This window comes from Sphingobium sp. SJ10-10 (assembly GCF_036038995.2).
Taxonomy (GTDB): Bacteria; Pseudomonadota; Alphaproteobacteria; order Sphingomonadales; family Sphingomonadaceae; genus Sphingobium.
The window spans coordinates 564,887-582,308 of the sequence record NZ_CP158132.1 but is presented as its reverse complement, the minus strand read 5'-3'; the positions used below and the strand labels follow the sequence as shown (position 1 = coordinate 582,308).

General features: G+C 63.6%; 14 protein-coding genes. 3 read left to right on the top strand and 11 right to left on the bottom strand.

Translation table 11 applies throughout. From position 1 onward, the window contains the following. Positions 1 to 48 precede the first annotated feature (48 nt). The 3 genes from glmS to glmU form a co-directional block, all read right to left on the bottom strand. A complete protein-coding gene (glmS, locus tag VVT58_RS02745) occupies positions 49 to 1,872 on the bottom strand; it encodes a glutamine--fructose-6-phosphate transaminase (isomerizing) (RefSeq protein WP_327751810.1) in 1,824 nt (607 codons plus the stop codon). Between the two features lie 82 nt (positions 1,873 to 1,954). Beyond that, positions 1,955 to 2,779: a metallophosphoesterase gene (locus VVT58_RS02740; RefSeq protein WP_327751809.1), complete on the bottom strand. Its 825-nt coding sequence runs from the start codon at positions 2,777 to 2,779 to the stop codon at positions 1,955 to 1,957. A 29-nt stretch (positions 2,780 to 2,808) separates the two neighbouring features. Beyond that, positions 2,809 to 4,101, bottom strand: a complete 1,293-nt coding sequence (gene glmU, locus VVT58_RS02735) for a bifunctional UDP-N-acetylglucosamine diphosphorylase/glucosamine-1-phosphate N-acetyltransferase GlmU (protein WP_327751845.1) — start codon at positions 4,099 to 4,101, stop codon at positions 2,809 to 2,811. Positions 4,102 to 4,252: 151 nt separating this feature from the next. Here glmU and VVT58_RS02730 point away from each other — a divergent pair, with 151 nt between their 5' ends. From VVT58_RS02730 to VVT58_RS02720, 3 genes are all read left to right on the top strand, one after another. Then, positions 4,253 to 4,921, top strand: coding sequence for an HAD family hydrolase (locus VVT58_RS02730; RefSeq protein ID WP_327751808.1), 669 nt, complete (start codon positions 4,253 to 4,255; stop codon positions 4,919 to 4,921). Beyond that, positions 4,918 to 5,691 carry an enoyl-CoA hydratase-related protein gene (locus VVT58_RS02725; RefSeq protein WP_327751806.1) on the top strand — a complete coding sequence of 258 codons (774 nt, stop codon included), beginning with the start codon at positions 4,918 to 4,920 and terminating at the stop codon, positions 5,689 to 5,691. Before VVT58_RS02730 ends, VVT58_RS02725 begins: the two co-directional genes overlap by 4 nt. Positions 5,692 to 5,841: 150 nt before the next feature. Then, the gene (locus VVT58_RS02720) at positions 5,842 to 7,014 is read left to right on the top strand and encodes a GGDEF domain-containing protein (protein WP_327751805.1); all 1,173 of its coding nucleotides are present in this window, start codon (positions 5,842 to 5,844) and stop codon (positions 7,012 to 7,014) included. Between the two features lie 83 nt (positions 7,015 to 7,097). On the opposite strand, the gene lpdA is transcribed toward VVT58_RS02720, so the two are convergent. The 8 genes from lpdA to VVT58_RS02680 all read right to left on the bottom strand — a co-directional run bounded on the left by lpdA (position 7,098) and on the right by VVT58_RS02680 (position 17,390). Next, a complete protein-coding gene (gene lpdA, locus VVT58_RS02715) occupies positions 7,098 to 8,498 on the bottom strand; it encodes a dihydrolipoyl dehydrogenase (RefSeq protein WP_327751804.1) in 1,401 nt (466 codons plus the stop codon). A 131-nt stretch (positions 8,499 to 8,629) separates the two neighbouring features. Then, on the bottom strand, positions 8,630 to 9,883 hold the full coding sequence (gene odhB / locus VVT58_RS02710) for a 2-oxoglutarate dehydrogenase complex dihydrolipoyllysine-residue succinyltransferase (protein ID WP_327751803.1): 1,254 nt from the start codon (positions 9,881 to 9,883) through the stop codon (positions 8,630 to 8,632). Positions 9,884 to 9,891: 8 nt separating this feature from the next. After that, the gene (locus tag VVT58_RS02705; protein ID WP_327751801.1) at positions 9,892 to 12,687 is read right to left on the bottom strand and encodes a 2-oxoglutarate dehydrogenase E1 component; all 2,796 of its coding nucleotides are present in this window, start codon (positions 12,685 to 12,687) and stop codon (positions 9,892 to 9,894) included. An 86-nt stretch (positions 12,688 to 12,773) separates the two neighbouring features. Then, positions 12,774 to 13,658, bottom strand: a complete 885-nt coding sequence (gene sucD / locus VVT58_RS02700) for a succinate--CoA ligase subunit alpha (RefSeq protein WP_046764645.1) — start codon at positions 13,656 to 13,658, stop codon at positions 12,774 to 12,776. A gap of 105 nt (positions 13,659 to 13,763) precedes the next feature. Beyond that, a complete protein-coding gene (gene mdh / locus VVT58_RS02695) occupies positions 13,764 to 14,726 on the bottom strand; it encodes a malate dehydrogenase (protein ID WP_327751800.1) in 963 nt (320 codons plus the stop codon). 285 nt (positions 14,727 to 15,011) lie between these two features. Next, on the bottom strand, positions 15,012 to 16,139 hold the full coding sequence (zapE, locus tag VVT58_RS02690; RefSeq protein ID WP_327751799.1) for a cell division protein ZapE: 1,128 nt from the start codon (positions 16,137 to 16,139) through the stop codon (positions 15,012 to 15,014). Further along, positions 16,136 to 16,597, bottom strand: a complete 462-nt coding sequence (locus VVT58_RS02685; RefSeq protein WP_405053719.1) for a PaaI family thioesterase — start codon at positions 16,595 to 16,597, stop codon at positions 16,136 to 16,138. Before VVT58_RS02685 ends, zapE begins: the two co-directional genes overlap by 4 nt. A 4-nt stretch (positions 16,598 to 16,601) precedes the next feature. Then, positions 16,602 to 17,390, bottom strand: coding sequence for a succinate dehydrogenase iron-sulfur subunit (locus VVT58_RS02680; protein WP_066558598.1), 789 nt, complete (start codon positions 17,388 to 17,390; stop codon positions 16,602 to 16,604). Positions 17,391 to 17,422 lie beyond the last annotated feature (32 nt).

The window sequence follows — 17,422 nt, the reverse complement described above, 5'->3', positions numbered from 1 at the left end:
GGCAGGCGCTAAAGCTATTTCCACCGCCTGATCCGCGACTCCCATCCTTCACTCGACGGTGACGCTCTTGGCGAGGTTGCGTGGCTGATCGACGTCCGTGCCCTTCGCCACCGCCACATGATAGGCGAGCAACTGCACCGGCACCGCATAAACCATCGGCGCGATCAGCGGATGGACCTTGGGCATGGTGATGGTCGCGATGCAGCCCTCGCCCGCAGCCTGCACCCCGTCATAGTCGGAGATCAGCACCACCTTGCCGCCGCGCGCCTGCACTTCCTGCATGTTGCTGACGGTCTTTTCGAACAGCGGTCCGCTGGGCGCCAGCACGATCACCGGAACCTTGTCGTCGATGAGCGCGATCGGGCCATGCTTCATCTCGCCCGCGGCATAGCCTTCGGCATGGATATAGCTGATTTCCTTGAGCTTGAGCGCGCCCTCCAGCGCCAGCGGATAGTCCGGCCCGCGCCCCAGATAGAGCACGTCGCGCGCGCCAGCGATCAGATGGGCCATCGCTTCGATCGACTCATCATAAGCCAGCGCCCCGTTGAGCGCGGCGGGCGCTTCGGCAAGGTGGCGGACCAATTCCTTCTCGGCCTTCGCGTCCAGCCGCCCCTTGGCGCGGGCGAGATTGGCGGCGAAGGCGGCCAGCACCGCCAGTTGGCAGGTAAAGGCCTTGGTCGACGCCACGCCGATTTCCGGCCCCGCATGGGTCGGCAGCAGCAGGTCGGCCTCCCGCGCCATGGTGCTGGTCGGCACATTGACGACGGCGGCGATCTTCTGCCCCTCGGCCCGGGCATGGCGCAGCGCCGCCAGCGTATCGGCGGTTTCGCCCGACTGGCTGATGACGATCATCAGCCCGCCATCCTCCATCACCGGCGAGCGGTAACGGAACTCGCTTGCCACATCGATGTCGACGGGCACGCGGGCAAATTGTTCGATCCAATATTTGGCGACCATGCCTGCGTAGAAGCTGGTTCCGCAGGCGACGATGGTGACGCGGCGGATCGACCCCAGGTCGAAATCCGGGATCGGCAACGACACCCGGTCCTCCATCCGCTGCAAATAGGATCGCAGCGTCTGCGCGACGACCACCGGCTGCTCATAGATCTCCTTGAGCATATAGTGGCGGTGATTGCCCTTGGAGATCAGCTCGCCGGTCACGCCGGAAATGGTGATGGGGCGTTCGACGGGATTGTTGTCCTTGTCGAAAATCTCCGCCCCGTCCCTGGTGATGACGACCCAGTCGCCCTCCTCCAGATAGGCGATGCGCTGGGTCAGCGGCGCCAGCGCCAGCGCGTCGGAGCCGAGATAGGTCTCCCCCTCGCCAAAGCCCACCACCAGCGGCGATCCCAGGCGCGCGCCGATCAGCATGTCAGGATGGCTGCGGAACAGGATCGCCAGCGCGAAGGCGCCATGCAGGCGCGGCAATATCTGCGCCACCGCGTCCTTGGGTGAAGCGCCCTGCTCGACCAACTCGCTCACCAGATGGGCGACGACCTCCGTATCGGTCTGGCTGTGGAAGGTCCGGCCACGCGCCATCAGCTCCTCGCGCAGCGGCTTGAAATTCTCGATGATGCCATTGTGCACCAGCGCCACTTCCTTCGTGGCGTGGGGATGGGCATTGCTGGTCGTCGGCGCGCCATGGGTCGCCCAGCGGGTATGGGCGATGCCGGTCGTGCCGGGCAGCGGCGCCTTTTCCAGTTCCTTCACCAGATTGGCGAGCTTGCCCTCGGCGCGGCGGCGGTCGATCATCTCGTCATGAACGGTCGCGACGCCTGCACTGTCATAGCCGCGATATTCGAGGCGCTTCAGTCCTTCGACCAGCCGCTCCGCCACGTCGTCCTTGCCGATGATTCCGATGATACCGCACATGGATAGTCAGTCCCAAAGCCGTGAAAACTATATGCTTGCGCCGCCTATGCCACGTTCGCGCCGCCGGTGACAGGGGCCAGCGTCATCGTGGATGAATTGTAATCAGCCAGACATCCGGGGCGGCAAGCATCCGGATCGGCAGCCCGCTGGTGCCAAGGCCCGCCGAAACGACCATGGTCCGCATACCCTCCCGATAGACGCCGCAGGCATAGCGCAAACCATAGCGCGAGGGCACATAGACGATCCCCGCAAAGGGCAGCGCGACTTGTCCGCAATGGGTATGCCCCACCAGCGTCAGCATCGGCTGGTCGGGCAGCAGCGGAAAGGCATCCGGCCCATGGGACAGCATAACGGGCGCGCCACCCACTGCCTGCATCGCGTCCAGCGTCTTCGGGATATCGGGCCGCCCGGTATAGATGTCGCGCAATCCGCCAATCGCCAGCGCGCCCCGGCGCACGGCCTGATTGTCGAGCAGCCGAATGCCGATCCGGGCGAACAGGGCGCCCCACTGGCGGCGGCTGATCAACGCATGTTTGCGGGCATCGTGATTGCCCAGCACCGCGACCACCCCCAACGGCGCGCGCAAGGCAGCGAAAGGCGCGATGCTTTGCACGGGACCATAGGTCGCCCCACCCTTGGCATCCCCGATATAATCGCCGCCCAGCACGATCAGGTCGGGCCTGAGGCCATTCACCTGCGCGACGATCCGCGCCATGCGTTCCGGGCTGTTGTCCGGTCCCGACAAATGGCTGTCGGTCATCAGCGCCACCGTCACCGGGCGCCGCGACGCATCCGCCGGAAAGGGCAGCGTGACATCCAGCCGCCGCACGACCGGCATGGCCCGCGCATTGGCGACGAGCCAGAACAGCGTTCCGACCGGCAGCAGCAGCAGGAACAGCAGCGCCATAAGCCAGCGCCGCTTTCGAAAAAGCGCCGTCACTTGGAGGCTTTGCGCGCCTGCATCTTCGCCCGGAAGCGCGCCGCCCAGCCCGGCTTCGCTTCCTGCTTGGGCCGGACGAGACAGAGCGCATCGGCATCCACCGCCTGCGTCACGACGCTGCCCGCAGCAACGATCGCGCCGGCCCCGATCTTCACCGGCGCCACCAGCGCGCTGTTGGAACCGATGAAGGCGCCCGCCCCGATCTCCGTCTTATATTTGAAGAAGCCGTCATAATTGCAGGTGATGGTACCCGCGCCGATATTGGCGCCCGCCCCCACGCTGGCGTCACCGATATAGGACAGGTGGTTGACCTTCGCGCCCTCGCCCAGTTCGGCCTTCTTCACCTCGACGAAATTGCCGACTTTGGCCTTTATGCCGATCTTCGCGCCCGGACGCAGGCGGGCATAGGGGCCGATTTCCGCACCCTTCCCGATGGCCGCGCCTTCCAGATGGGAAAAGGCGTGGATGGTCACATCATCCGCCACGCTGACGCCGGGGCCGAAGACGACATTGGGCTCGATCACCACATCGCGGCCCAAAACCGTGTCATGGGCGAAGAACACGGTTTCCGGCGCGATCAGCGTTGCGCCCTCGCGCATCGCCTCGGCACGGCGGCGGTCCTGCCAGACAGCTTCCACCCCCGCCAGTTCGGCGCGGCTGTTGACGCCCGCCACTTCCCAGGCCTCCGCCTCGATCACCGCACTTTGAGCGCCGGGCAACATGACGATGTCGGGCAGATAATATTCGCCCGCCGCATTGTCATTGCCGATCTGGTCGAGCAGCACGAACAGATCGGTCGAGCGCACCGCCATCAGTCCCGAATTGCACAGCGTCACCGCCCGCTCCTCAGCATCAGCGTCTTTAAATTCGACCATCTTCTCGATCACGCCCTGCCCTTGCGCGATGATCCGGCCATAAGCGGCAGCATCCTCCGGGCGGAAACCCAGCACCACGGCACGCGGCTCGTCGCCCCAGTTGAGGCGCTCCAGCATGCCGCGCATGGTTTCGGTCCGCACCAGCGGCACATCGCCATAGAGGATCAATATGTCGCCCGCGAACCCGGCCAGCGCGTCATGCGCCTGCGCCACGGCATGGCCGGTGCCATGCTGTTGTTCCTGCACGGCAATGACGGCGCCGCTGCCTTCGACCGCCTTTTCCACCTGCTCGCGGCCAGCGCCGACCACCACGACCTGCCGTTCGGGCTGCAATTCGGCTATGCTGGCGAGCAGATGCAGCAGCATCGGCCGCCCCGCTATGGGATGCAGCACCTTGTGCTTGGCGGACTTCATGCGTGTGCCCTGCCCGGCGGCAAGGATGATCACGGCGAGGGGGCGGCTGGCAGTCACGGGGGGCATCCTTCACAAAAAGAGGCCAAGAATCTGAGCGCTCTCTGCCACGTTTGACTTGCCTTTGCCACCGCTGAGGCGGCATGAGCCGGGCATGGCATCTATCCCCTTCGACATTGTCGGCTTCGACCTTGACGGCACTCTGCTCGATACCAGCGGCGACCTGGCCGCCGCCGTCAACTACGCCATCGCCACCGACGGCCGCCCGCCCTTCCCGGTCGAGGCGATCCACCCCTTCGTCGGCAAAGGCGCGAAGGCGATGCTCCAGCGGGCGCTCGACGCATCGGGCGGCTATGACGAGGCAATCCTGGCGAAGATGCTGCCGATCCTGCTCGATTATTATGAGCAGAATCTGGCGATTCATTCCCTTCCCTATCCCGGCCTGATCGCGGCGATGGACGCGCTGGAGGTGGCAGGCGTAAAGCTTGCCATCTGCACCAACAAGGCGGAGCGCTTCACCATTCCCCTGCTGCACCAGATCGGCCTGTCGGAGCGCTTCGCCAGCGTCGTCGGCGGCGACACCGTGGGCATCGCGAAACCCGATCCGGCGCCGATCCACGCCATGATCGAGCGCGCGGGCGGCGGGCGGGCGATCTTCCTGGGCGACACGATCAACGACATTGCCGGCGCGCGCAATGCGGGCGTCCCCAGCATCGCCGTCAGCTTCGGCTTCCTGGACGGCCCGGTGGAGGATCTGGAGGCGGACGCCGTCATCCACCATTATGACGAGTTGCTGCCGCTGCTGGGACGCTGGCCGGCATGACGCGCCCGGGGGGATTGAGGCTGGAGCGCGTCGGCGCGGTCGCCACGCTGCTGATCGACCGGCCCCGGCAGCATAATGCGATGAACCAGGCGATGTGGGAGCGATTTCCGCAACTGGTGCAGCAGGCGATGGCCGACGACGCGGTCCGCGTGCTGATTCTGACGTCCGCTGCTCCCGGCCTGTTCTGCGCGGGGGCGGACATTCACGAATTCGCGCTCCATTCAGGCGAGGAAAGCTGGCGCATCGCCAATCAGGCCGCGATCCGGGTCACCCAATATGCCCTGGCCCATGCTGAAAAGCCGGTCATCGCGGCCATAGACGGCGATGCGATCGGCGGCGGGTGCGGGCTTGCCATCGCCTGCGACCTGCGGATCGCCAGCCCTGCCGCGCGTCTGGGCATCACCCCGGCCAAGCTTGGCATCGTCTATTCGCTGTTCGACACGAAACTGCTGGTCGATCTGGTCGGACCGGCGCGGGCCAAGCGCATCCTGTTCACCGCCGCGCTGCACGATGCGCAGGAAGCGCTCGCCATCGGCCTCATTGACCAGATCGCGCCTGCCCCGCTGGAGACGGCGACAGAACTGGCCCGTGTGATGGCGGGCAACGCCCAGCATTCGATCCGCTCGTCCAAGGCGATCATCCGCCGCATCCTGGATGGGCAGGCCGATGACGATGCCGTCACATTGGCCATGTTCCGCGACGCCTTCACCCTCCCCGATTTCAGCGAAGGGGTAACGGCCTTCCGCGAAAAGCGGCGTCCTGATTTCTGACCTAACTACCGCAAATTTCATCCAAATCGGACTAACATCTCATCCGATCCGGAAATATTTGTTAAGGATCAGCTTATACCGCTTGCCCGGCGTGTAAGTCAGGCTGACGCGCGCACGACCTTCGACGATAAAAGGAACAGGCCCAACAGAGTGGGAGAGAATTTCGCCTTCTTCCTGCCCGTCATGATGGCAAGCTTCGGCGTGGTTTTCGGCTTTGTCTGGAGCCTGCGCGTGCGCGCCGCCGGATATTGGAGCGGCGCCTATATCTGCGTGGCGGGCGGTTTTGCGGTGCCGGCGGGATTCGCGCTGGTTCCCACGCCCGTCTGGGGTTTCGTGGCGGACCTGCTGTTCGCCAGCGGCTTCCTGCTGTTCAGCCAGGCTCTGCTGGAGCGATGGCGACCGAACTGGCTGCTGCGGGCGCGGATCGCGATCTGGGCTTTGTCGTTGCTGCTCTGTGCGGTCGCTCTTGCGCTGGGCAATCTGCCCCTCGAACTGGTTGCGTCCGATTTTGGCTGTTTCCTGCTGATCGGCCTGCCGCTGGTCGCGGGCAAGGATCATCTCGGCAACTGGTCCGACCGCATCCTGTTCAGCGCGACGGCGCTGGTTGCGCTGGATAATCTGGCGCGCGGCAGCACTGTGCCGCTCACCTTGTCGGGCGGCAGCTTCCAGAGCAGCGACTATGCCTTTCTGATGCAGGCGCTGGCCTGCATTTTCGGCCTTTTCCTCGCTCTGGCCGCGCTCGCGGCGAACATGCTCGATCTGCTCACCCGTTATCAGCGCGACGCACTGCACGATCCGCTTTCCGGCCTGCTCAACCGGCGGGGTTTTGACGATGCCATCAACCAACGTATACGCAGGCTGCCGATGCAGGGCAGCCTCATCGTCTGCGACATCGATCATTTCAAGATGATCAACGATGTCTATGGCCACGCCCTGGGCGATCGCGTGATCGTCTCGCTGGCCCGAATATTGGCCCGGTTTGCCCCCGCCAGCGCCGTAACGGCCCGCTTCGGTGGCGAGGAATTCGTGCTGTTCCTGCCCGATACCCATGCAGCCCGGGCGGCGGGGATCGCCAATGAAATTCGCGAGAGCATCGCGCAAGAAGTCGCTGACCAATTCGGCCTGTCGCGTCCTCTCACCGCCAGCTTCGGCCTGTCGACCGCCCAGAGCGGGGATGCCTCGATTCATGACGCCATCGCGCGGGCCGACGCGGCGCTCTATGAGGCCAAGACGCGCGGCCGCAACCGGGTTTGCGTACGGCGGGCGCTGTCGGCACCGGACACAGCCACCGTCGATCCGCAATCCCGGGCTTGCAACGCTTAAAGCGCCGGCCTCACCTGGCTCCAAAATGAAAAAGGCCGCCCCAAAAGGGCAGCCTCCTCATTCCCCCGCGAAGCAGGCGCCGATCAAATATGGATCGGCTTGCCGGTCACGGCCATGGCCGCTTCCTTGATCGCCTCGCTGTGCGTCGGATGCGCATGGCAGGTATAGGCAATGTCTTCGCTCGACGCGCCGAATTCCATCGCCTGCGCCGCCTGCGCGATCATCGTGCCCGCAACCGAAGCGATGATCCAAACGCCCAACACCTTGTCGGTCTCGGCATCGGCAATCACCTTCACGAAGCCATCCGGCTCATGATTGGTCTTGGCGCGGCTGTTCGCCAGCATCGGGAACTTGCCGACCTTGACCGCGCCCTTTTCCTTGGCGGCTTCTTCGGTGAGACCCACGCCAGCGATTTCCGGCTTGGTGTAAACCACCGACGGGATCACGTCATGGTTCACGATGCCGGTCAGGCCAGCGATATTCTCCGCGACGGCAATGCCTTCATCCTCGGCCTTGTGCGCGAGCATCGGCCCCGGAATGACGTCACCGATCGCCCAGACGCCGGGAACCTTGGTCGCGAACTCATGATCGGTTTCGATCTGACCACGCGCATTGAGTTCCAGACCGATCTTGTCGAGGCCCAGGCCTTCCGTATTCGGACGGCGACCGATCGACACCAGCACGACATCGGCCTCGATCTTCTCGGCCGCACCCCCGGCAGCAGGTTCGACGGTCAGCGTCACGCCCTTCTTGCCGACCTCAGCGCCCGTGACCTTGGTGCCGAGCTTATACTCGAAGCCCTGCTTCTTGAAGATCTTGTTCGCTTCCTTGCGGACTTCGCCGTCCATGCCGGGCAGGATCTGGTCGAGATATTCGACAACGGTCACCTTCGCGCCGACGCGACGCCACACCGAACCCAGTTCCAGCCCGATGACGCCGCCGCCGACGACGACCAGATGGCCCGGAACCTTGTCCAGTTCCAGCGCGCCGGTCGAATCGACGATCTTGCCGCCCTTGTTGTCGACCGCGACTCCGGCAAGCGGCGTGACCGACGAGCCGGTGGCGATGACGATGTTCTTCGCCGTCACCTTCTTGCCCGCGACTTCCACAGTGTTGGCGCCGGTGAAGGTCGCCAGACCCTTCAGCCAATCGACCTTGTTCTTCTTGAACAGATATTCGATGCCGCCGGTCAGACCCTTCACCGCTTCCTTGCGCTGGCCCTGCATGGTGTCGAGGTCCAGGCTCATCTTGTCGATCTTCACGCCCAGCTTGGCGAGCGCGCCGTTCGCGGCTTCCTCATACAGTTCCGAAGCGTGCAGCAGCGCCTTGGACGGAATGCAGCCGACATTGAGGCATGTGCCGCCCAGCGTCTCGCGGCTTTCGGCGCAGGCGGTCTTGAGGCCAAGCTGCGCGGCGCGGATCGCGGCAACATAGCCGCCCGGACCCGCGCCGATTATAAGGACGTCATAGTCGAAGTCAGCCATAACAATCTCCGTTCGCCCTTGGACCGAGTCATCTGCCTCGGTCCAACCTGTCAAAGGGCATTACTTCTTTCGTCCCATAAAAAGGACGGGGCTTCGACAGGCGCAGCCCGAACGGGATGAATGGACGAACCTTACAGGTCGATCAACAGGCGGGTCGGATCTTCGATCGCATTCTTCACCGCGACGAGGAAGGTCACCGCTTCGCGACCGTCGATCAGACGATGATCATAGCTGAGCGCCAGATACATCATCGGGCGGATGACGATCTGGCCATCGCGGACGACCGGACGGTCCTCGATGCGGTGGAGGCCCAGCACCGCCGACTGCGGCGGGTTGATGATCGGGCTCGACAGCAGCGAACCGAAGACCCCGCCATTGGAGATGGTGAAGGTGCCGCCCTTCATGTCTTCCATGGTGAGCGTGCCATCCTTGGCCTTCTTGCCGAAGCCGCCGATGGTCTTCTCGATCTCGGCAACGCTCAGGCTCTCCGCATTGCGGATCACGGGCACGACCAGACCGTTCGGCGCCGACACCGCCACCGAGATATCGGCAAAGTCGTTATAGACGATCTCGTCGCCCTCGATCTGCGCATTGACGCCAGGGATGTCCCGCAGCGCCATGCAGACCGCCTTGGTGAAGAAGCCCATGAAGCCCAGACGGACGCCGTGCTTCTTCTCGAACAGATCCTTATACTTTGCGCGCGCCTCGATGACGTTGGTCATGTCGACGTCGTTGTAGGTGGTGAGCAACGCGGCGTTGTTCTGCGCTTCCTTCAGCCGCTTGGCGACGGTCTGGCGCAGGCGGGTCATCTTGACGCGTTCCTGCGCACGGCTCGGACCGGCGGCGGGAGCGGCGGCGGCAGGCGCTGCGGCAGGGGCCGAAGCGGCAGCCCTGGCGGTGCCCGCAGCGGCAGCGGCGACGACATCGTCCTTGGTCAGGCGGCCATCCTTGCCGGTGCCCTTGATCTTGCTCGGGTCAAGGCCATGTTCCAGCACCAGACGGCGAACCGCCGGCGACAGGGTCAGATTGCCGCCTTCGTCCTCATCGGAAGCGACAGGCGCCGCAACCGAAGCCGCTGGCGCCGTTGCAGCAGCCTCCGCCTTGGCGGCGGGCGCTGCGGCAGGAGCAGCCGCAGCGCCCGCGCCCGCGCCCGCATTCACATAGGCCAGCAGCGCGCCGACCTGAACCGTGTCGCCTTCCTTGGCAACGATGTCGCCCAGCACGCCCGCAACCGGCGCGGGCACGTCGACCGCGACCTTGTCGGTTTCCAGGGACACGATGGGCTCGTCGGCCTTCACGGCCTCACCGGGCTTCTTGAGCCACTGACCAACGGTTGCTTCGGTAACGGATTCGCCCAGCGTGGGGACTTTGACTTCGGTGGCCATGAGCTTGTTCAGCCTTTCTTCTGGCGACGGATTTCTTCACGGACGCTGTGACCCAGCGCATCGGCAACAAGGGCGCCCTGTTCGGCCACATGGCGCTTGGCGAGGCCCGTTGCGGGCGACGCCGAGGCCTTGCGACCGGCATAGCGGGCGCGCATCGGCGCCTTGCCGGCCTGGGCCAGCGCTTCCTCGATATAAGGCTCCACGAAGAACCAGGCGCCGTTGTTGCGCGGTTCCTCCTGACACCAGACGACATGCTCCAGCTTCGTCATGCGCTCGATGCGCTTGGCAAGAGCCTCGGTCGCGAACGGGTAGATCTGTTCGATGCGAACGATCTGCACGTCCGTGTCGCCAGCAGCGTCACGGGCTTCCATCAGGTCGTAGAAGACCTTGCCGGAACACAGAACCAGCCGCCTGGTATCCTGGTCGGGCGCCGCATTGGGGTCCGACAGGATGCGCTTGAAGTGCGTTTCGCCCAGGAAGTCCTCAGCCTTGCTGACCGCCGACTTGTGACGCAGCAGCGACTTGGGCGCCATGATGATGAGCGGCTTGCGGAAGGGCCGCAGCATCTGACGGCGCAGGACGTGGAAATAATTGGCCGGCGTCGTGATGTTCGCGACCTGGATATTTCCTTCCGCGCAAAGCTGGAGATAACGCTCCAGACGGGCCGAGCTATGTTCCGGACCCTGCCCTTCATAGCCATGCGGCAGCAAGCAGACGAGGCCGTTGGACCGCAGCCACTTGGTCTCCGACGAAGCGATATACTGGTCGAAGATGATCTGCGCGCCGTTGGCGAAATCACCGAACTGCGCTTCCCAAAGCACCAGGCTCTTCGGGTCCGCCAGCGCGAAGCCATATTCGAAGCCGAGCACGCCATATTCGGAGAGCGGCGAGTCCAGCACCTCGAAACGGCCATGCGGCACGGTCGAGAGCGGGATGTACTTGTTCTCCGTATCCTGATCGGTCCAGACGGCGTGACGCTGGCTGAAAGTGCCGCGGCCGGAGTCCTGACCCGACAGGCGGACGCCATAGCCTTCCGACAGCAGCGAACCGAAAGCCAAGGCCTCGCCGGTCGCCCAGTCGAAATTCTCGCCGGTCTTGAACATCTCCGCCTTGGCGTCGATCACGCGCTTCAACGTCTTGTGGACGTTATGGCCTTCCGGGATCGTCGTCAGCGTCTTGCCCAGGCTGTCGAACAGCTTCTGGCTGATCGCGGACTCGACGCTCTGGCGGGTGGTTTCGGCGTCGGCGGGCTTGTGCAGGCCCGACCAGCGACCGGCGAACCAGTCCGCCTTGTTGGGCTTGTAGCTCTTCGCCGCCTCGAACTCTTCCTCCAGATGGTTGACGAAATCGCCCGTCACCTGGTTGACGAAATCGTCGTCGACCACGCCTTCAGCCTTCAGCCGCGCCGAATAGACGTCGCTGACGGGCGGATGCTGGCGGATCTTCGCGTACATTTGCGGCTGGGTGAAGGAAGGCTCGTCGCCCTCATTGTGACCGAAGCGGCGATAGCACCACATGTCGATCACGATGTCGCGGTGGAAGGTCTGGCGATATTCCATCGCCAGCTTGCACGCGAAGGTGACGGCTTCAGGATCGTCGCCATTGATGTGCAGGATCGGCGCCTGAACGCCCTTCGCGACGTCACTGGGATAGGGCGACCCGCGCGAGAATTGCGGCGAGGTCGTGAAACCGATCTGGTTGTTGACGATGAAGTGGATGCAACCGCCGGTATTGTAACCGGAAACGCCCGAGAAGCCGAGGCATTCCCAAACGATGCCCTGGCCGGCAAATGCCGCGTCGCCATGGATCAGCACGGGCAGAACCTGCTCATGCTTGGTCAGGTCGTCGCGGAAAGTCTGCTGCGCGCGGACCTTGCCCAGCACCACCGGATCGACGGTTTCCAGGTGCGAGGGGTTGGGAACCAGCGACATGTGAACCTTGACGCCGTCAAATTCCCGGTCGGTCGAAGTGCCGAGGTGATATTTCACGTCGCCCGAACCGCCGACATCTTCGGGATTGGCGGTGCCGCCCGAAAATTCGTGGAAGATGACTCGAAAGCCCTTGGCCATCACATTGGCGAGCACGTTCAGGCGGCCGCGATGGGCCATGCCGTAAACGATCTCCCGCACGCCCTGCGCGCCGCCATATTTGATGATGGCTTCCAGCGCCGGGATCATCGATTCGCCGCCGTCCAGGCCGAAGCGCTTGGTGCCGACATATTTGCGGCCCAGGAACTTCTCATATTGTTCGGCGTGGATCACCTTGGACAGGATTGCCTTCTTGCCTTCCGGCGTGAAGTGGATTTCCTTATCCTTGCCCTCCAGGCGATCCTGCAGGAAGCGGCGCTCCTCCACATCAGCGATGTGCATATATTCCAGGCCGACATTGCCGCAATAATTGGTGCGCAGGATCGCCACGATCTCGCGAACGGTCGCATATTGCACGCCCAGCGTGCCGCCCAGATAGACCTTCTTATCCAGATCGGTCAGGCCGTGATATTCCGGCGTCAGGTCCGCCGGCAGGTCACGTTGGGTCAGGCCCAGCGGATCGAGATTGGCGGCCAGATGTCCGCGGACGCGATAGGTGCGGATCAGCATCTGCGCGCGGATCGCATCGTCGGCCGCACTGACGGCATCCGTATCCGAAACCGCCTTGCCCGCAGCCTTGGCGGCGGCCTTCACGGCCACCTGCATCTGCGTGGGGTCAAGCGCCCCGGTCAGGTCGTCCGTATCAATCGGCGGCCAGTTGGTGCGCGCCCAGCTTGGCCCGCGCTCAATCTCGAAATCCTGGTTCTCGTAGCCCATTTTTCACGTCCCATGCCGACCGCGTGCAGTCGCGGAGCGGGGTAACAGATGGCCGGGGTGCAGCCCGGCCATCTCACATGGCTTGATCAGCCCTTCAGCACTTCCAGCAGGGTCGTGCCGAGTTCCGACGGGCTGGCGGCAACCTTGATGCCGGCCGCTTCCATCGCCGCGATCTTGCTCTCGGCATCGCCCTTGCCGCCCGACACGATCGCGCCGGCATGGCCCATGCGGCGGCCCGGAGGCGCCGTGCGGCCCGCGATGAAACCGGCCATCGGCTTCTTGCGGCCCTTTTTGGCCTCATCGATGAGGAACTGGGCAGCCTGTTCTTCCGCGTCGCCGCCGATTTCACCGATCATGATGATCGATTCGGTGGCGTCGTCAGCCAGGAACAGTTCCAGCACGTCGATGAAGTTGGTGCCGTTGACCGGATCGCCGCCGATGCCGACTGCGGTGGTCTGGCCCAGACCCGCATTGGTGGTCTGGAACACGGCTTCATAGGTCAGCGTGCCCGAACGCGACACGACGCCCACCGAACCCTTGGAGAAGATGTTGCCGGGCATGATGCCGATCTTGCATTCGCCGGGCGTCAGCAGGCCGGGGCAGTTCGGGCCGATCAGGCGCGACTTGCTGCCCGACAGGGAGCGCTTCACCTTCACCATGTCCAGCACCGGAATGCCCTCGGTGATGCAGACGATCAGCGGAATTTCCGCGTCGATCGCTTCCAGGATCGAGTCCGCGGCGAACGGTGGCGGAACATAGATGACCGAAGCGTCGGCGCCGGTCTTCGACTTGGCTTCGGCTACGGTGTCGAACATGGGCAGACCGATATGGGTCGTGCCGCCCTTGCCCGGCGTGACGCCGCCGACCATCTGCGTGCCATAGGCAAGCGCGGTTTCAGTGTGGAAGGTACCGGTGGCACCGGTCATACCCTGGGTGATGACCTTGGTGTTCTTGTTCACCAGAATGGACATGTTAGTCCCTTTATCTTCTGTGGACGTGGCACTTTGGGTCTAAAGGCAGGCCGCCCCAGGGTGCGCACTCACCTGGGACGGACTGGTGCAGCTCTTGAAAAAGGATCAGGCCAGCGAAGGATCGATGCCCTTGCAGGCTTCCAGCAGTTCCTTGACGGCGTCGACCGACAGCTGAAGGTTCGCCTTGGCCTCGTCGTCCAGCGCGATCTCGATGACCTGCTCGACGCCGTCCTTGCCGATGATCACGGGCACACCGACATAGAGGTCGTTGACGCCATACTGGCCGGTCAGGTTCGCGGCGCAGGGAAGCAGGCGCTTCTTGTCGCCCAGATAGGCTTCAGCCATGGCGATCGCGCTGGTGGCGGGCGCATAGAAGGCCGAGCCGGTCTTGAGCAGCGCAACGATCTCACCGCCGCCCGAACGGGTGCGCTGGACGATGGCGTCGATGCGCTCCTTGGTGGAACGGCCCTGCTTGATGAGGTCGGGAACGGGGATGCCCGCGACGGTCGAATATTCGATCACCGGGACCATGGTGTCGCCGTGGCCGCCCAGCACGAAGCTGGTGACGTCCTTGGCCGACACGTTGAACTCTTCCGCCAGGAAATGATTGAAGCGCGACGAGTCGAGAACGCCCGCCATGCCGACGACCTTGTTGTGCGGCAGGCCGGAAAATTCGCGCAGCGCCCACACCATCGCGTCCAGCGGATTGGTGATGCAGATGACGAAGGCGTCGGGGGCGTTGGCGGCGATGCCCTCGCCCACGGCCTTCATGACTTTGAGGTTGATGCCGAGCAGATCGTCGCGGCTCATGCCCGGCTTGCGGGCGACGCCGGCGGTGACGATGATGACATCGGCGTCCTTGATGTCGGCATAGTCGTTCGATCCGGTGATCTTGGCGTCGAAGCCTTCGACCGAAGCGCATTGCGACAGATCGAGCGCCTTGCCCTGCGGCACGCCTTCAACGACGTCGAAGAGGACGATGTCACCAAGCCCCTTGAGAGCCGCGAGATGCGCGAGGGTACCACCGATATTACCAGCGCCGATAAGCGCGATCTTCTTACGGGCCATATGTAATCATCCTCCAAGCCATGAAAACCGGAATTGCCGAAGCGCTTAGGCCTATCTGCCCGAGGTTTCAACCGCGCAAAAGCGCTGATTCCAAATTATCTTTGCAATTTATTCGCAATTGCATTAATGGGGCTTTTGCCTCTGTCGCCCAAGCGCTCCTACCCTGGCGCATGGCCCTTCCCCACAGCGGCCACCTGCCGCACGCTTCCCTTTGGGGGAGCGTGCGGGCTCTTTTTTCCTGATAATAGATTGTTACGAGATGAACGGACGTCCGGCAGGCCGAGATTATTTCTCGCCCTGGCCATTCTCTCCGTGACCCAGGGCCAGATAGTCGTCCGACTGCATTTCCATGAGGCGCGATACGGTGCGCTCAAATTCAAACGCGCCGTCGCCTTCCGGATAAAGCCGCGCAGGCTCCGCATCCGCCGAAGCGAGCAGTTTCACTTTATATTCGTACAGCGCGTCGATCAGCGTCACGAAGCGCGCCGCCTCATTGCGCTTTTCCGGCCCCAGCACGGGGATGCCCACGATGATGACGCTATGATATTTGCGCGCGATCGCCAGATAATCGGGCGCGCCGCGCGCCTCGGCGCAGAGGCGCTTGAAGGAAAAGACGGCCACGCCCTTCAGGCTCTTGGGCACATGCAGCGTGCGTCCGCCCCGCACCTTTATGTCTTCGGCCGGAACCTTGGCGCGATCCTCGACTGGATAGTCGGTCAGGCGGAAAAAGGCTTCGGACAGCGCCTTGGTCGCCGCCGGACCATTGGGCGCATGCCAAAGCTCGGCATCGCCCAGGCGATCGCGCCGGTAGTCGGTCGGCCCGTTCAGCGTCATGACGTCCAGCTTCAACTTGATCAGATCGATGAAAGGCAGGAAAAGCTGGCGGTTGAGACCGTTTTTGTAGAGTTCGTCCGGCTCGCGGTTGGAGGTGGTGACGATCGTCACCCGCTTTTCGAGCAAACCCGTAAACAGCCGCGACATGATGGCGGCGTCGGCCATATTGTTGACGACCATCTCGTCAAAGCAAAGCAGCCGCGCTTCCTCCGCCAGCGACTCGACCACCGGCGGGATAGGATCGCCCGTCTCCGACTTGCGCGCCTCCGCCAGCCGGGCATGCACGTCGAGCATGAATTCGTGGAAATGCGCGCGCTTCTTGCGCTGGACATGAACCGTGTCGAAGAACAGGTCCATCAGCATCGATTTGCCCCGCCCGACGCCGCCCCACATATAGAGGCCGCGTGGCGGTTCCGGCACCTTGCGCAGCAGCTTCCACAGCGTCGAACCACGCGGTGGCGTCGCTTCCAGTTCGTGCTGCAGCCGGTCGAGTCTCTCCGCCGCCGCCCGCTGATCAGGATCGGGCCGCAATTCGCCTGCCGCGACGAGCGCGTCATATCGGGCGATGACGCTGGTCACTTCGCGACAGACGCCTTGCGCACGGTCGCGGTCGATGCCGCGATCAGTTCATCATTCTGTGAAATGGTCAGGCGCAGGAACATCAACCGCCCCGTCTCGCGCAGTAATTCGATTTCCGCACACAGATGCGGCCCTATCTTGCCTGAACCACAATATTGCATGGAAAGGTCAACGGTCACCGCAGCCGCCTGTTCCGGCCGGCCCATAGCCGCCAGCGCGGCAAAATAGGCATGATCGGCAAAACCGGCGAGAAAGCCGCCGTGCAGCGCGCCCAGCCGGTTGGCGTGCGACGGCCGGCTTTCCAGCATGACCGTCGCCTTGCCCGCCGCATCGCTGCGCGAATAGCTGGTGCCGATGGCCGAGTCGAGGAACGTTCCCGGCACCGTGTCGGTCCAGGACAGCCAGCCAGCCCATGGCCCATCGGCCACGGGGCTCAGATGACCTGCTCCGTCGCTCACCCTATCAGAGCTGCCGCTCGACCATCATCTTCTTGGTTTCCGCGATCGCCTTGGCCGGGCTCAGACCCTTGGGGCATACATTCGCGCAGTTCATGATGGTGTGGCAGCGATAGAGGCGGAAGGGATCTTCCAATTCGTCCAGACGCTCGCCGGTATATTCGTCGCGGCTGTCGGCCAGCCAACGATAGGCCTGGAGCAGAATCGCCGGGCCCAGGAATTTGTCGCTGTTCCACCAGTAGCTGGGACAGCTCGTCGAGCAGCAGGCGCACAGAATGCACTCGTAAAGGCCGTCCAGCTTTTCGCGGTCGGCGGGCGACTGGAGCCGCTCCTTACCGCTCGGCGGCGGGCTGACGGTTTGCAGCCAGGGCTTGATCGAATTGTACTGCGCGTAGAAATGCGTGAAATCGGGCACCAGATCCTTGATCACGTCCATGTGCGGCAGCGGCGTGACGCGCACTTCCTTGCCCGAACATTCCTCGATGGAGGTGGTGCAGGCCAGGCCATTGCGGCCGTTCATGTTCATGGAGCAGGAACCGCAAATGCCTTCACGGCAGGAGCGGCGGAAGGTCAGCGTCGGATCATATTCATTCTTGATCTTCAGCAGCGCGTCCAGAACCATCGGGCCGCAATTGTCGAGATCGATCTCGAACGTGTCGTAGCGCGGGTTCTGGCCGGAGTCGGGGTCGTAGCGATAGACCTTGAAGCTCTTGACGTTGGTGGCGCCGTCAGGCGCCTTGTGGGTTACGCCCTTGGCGCTGATCTTGCTGTTCTTGGGCAACGCAAATTCGGCCATTGCTCGTCACGCCTCTTCGGATGATCCTTCAG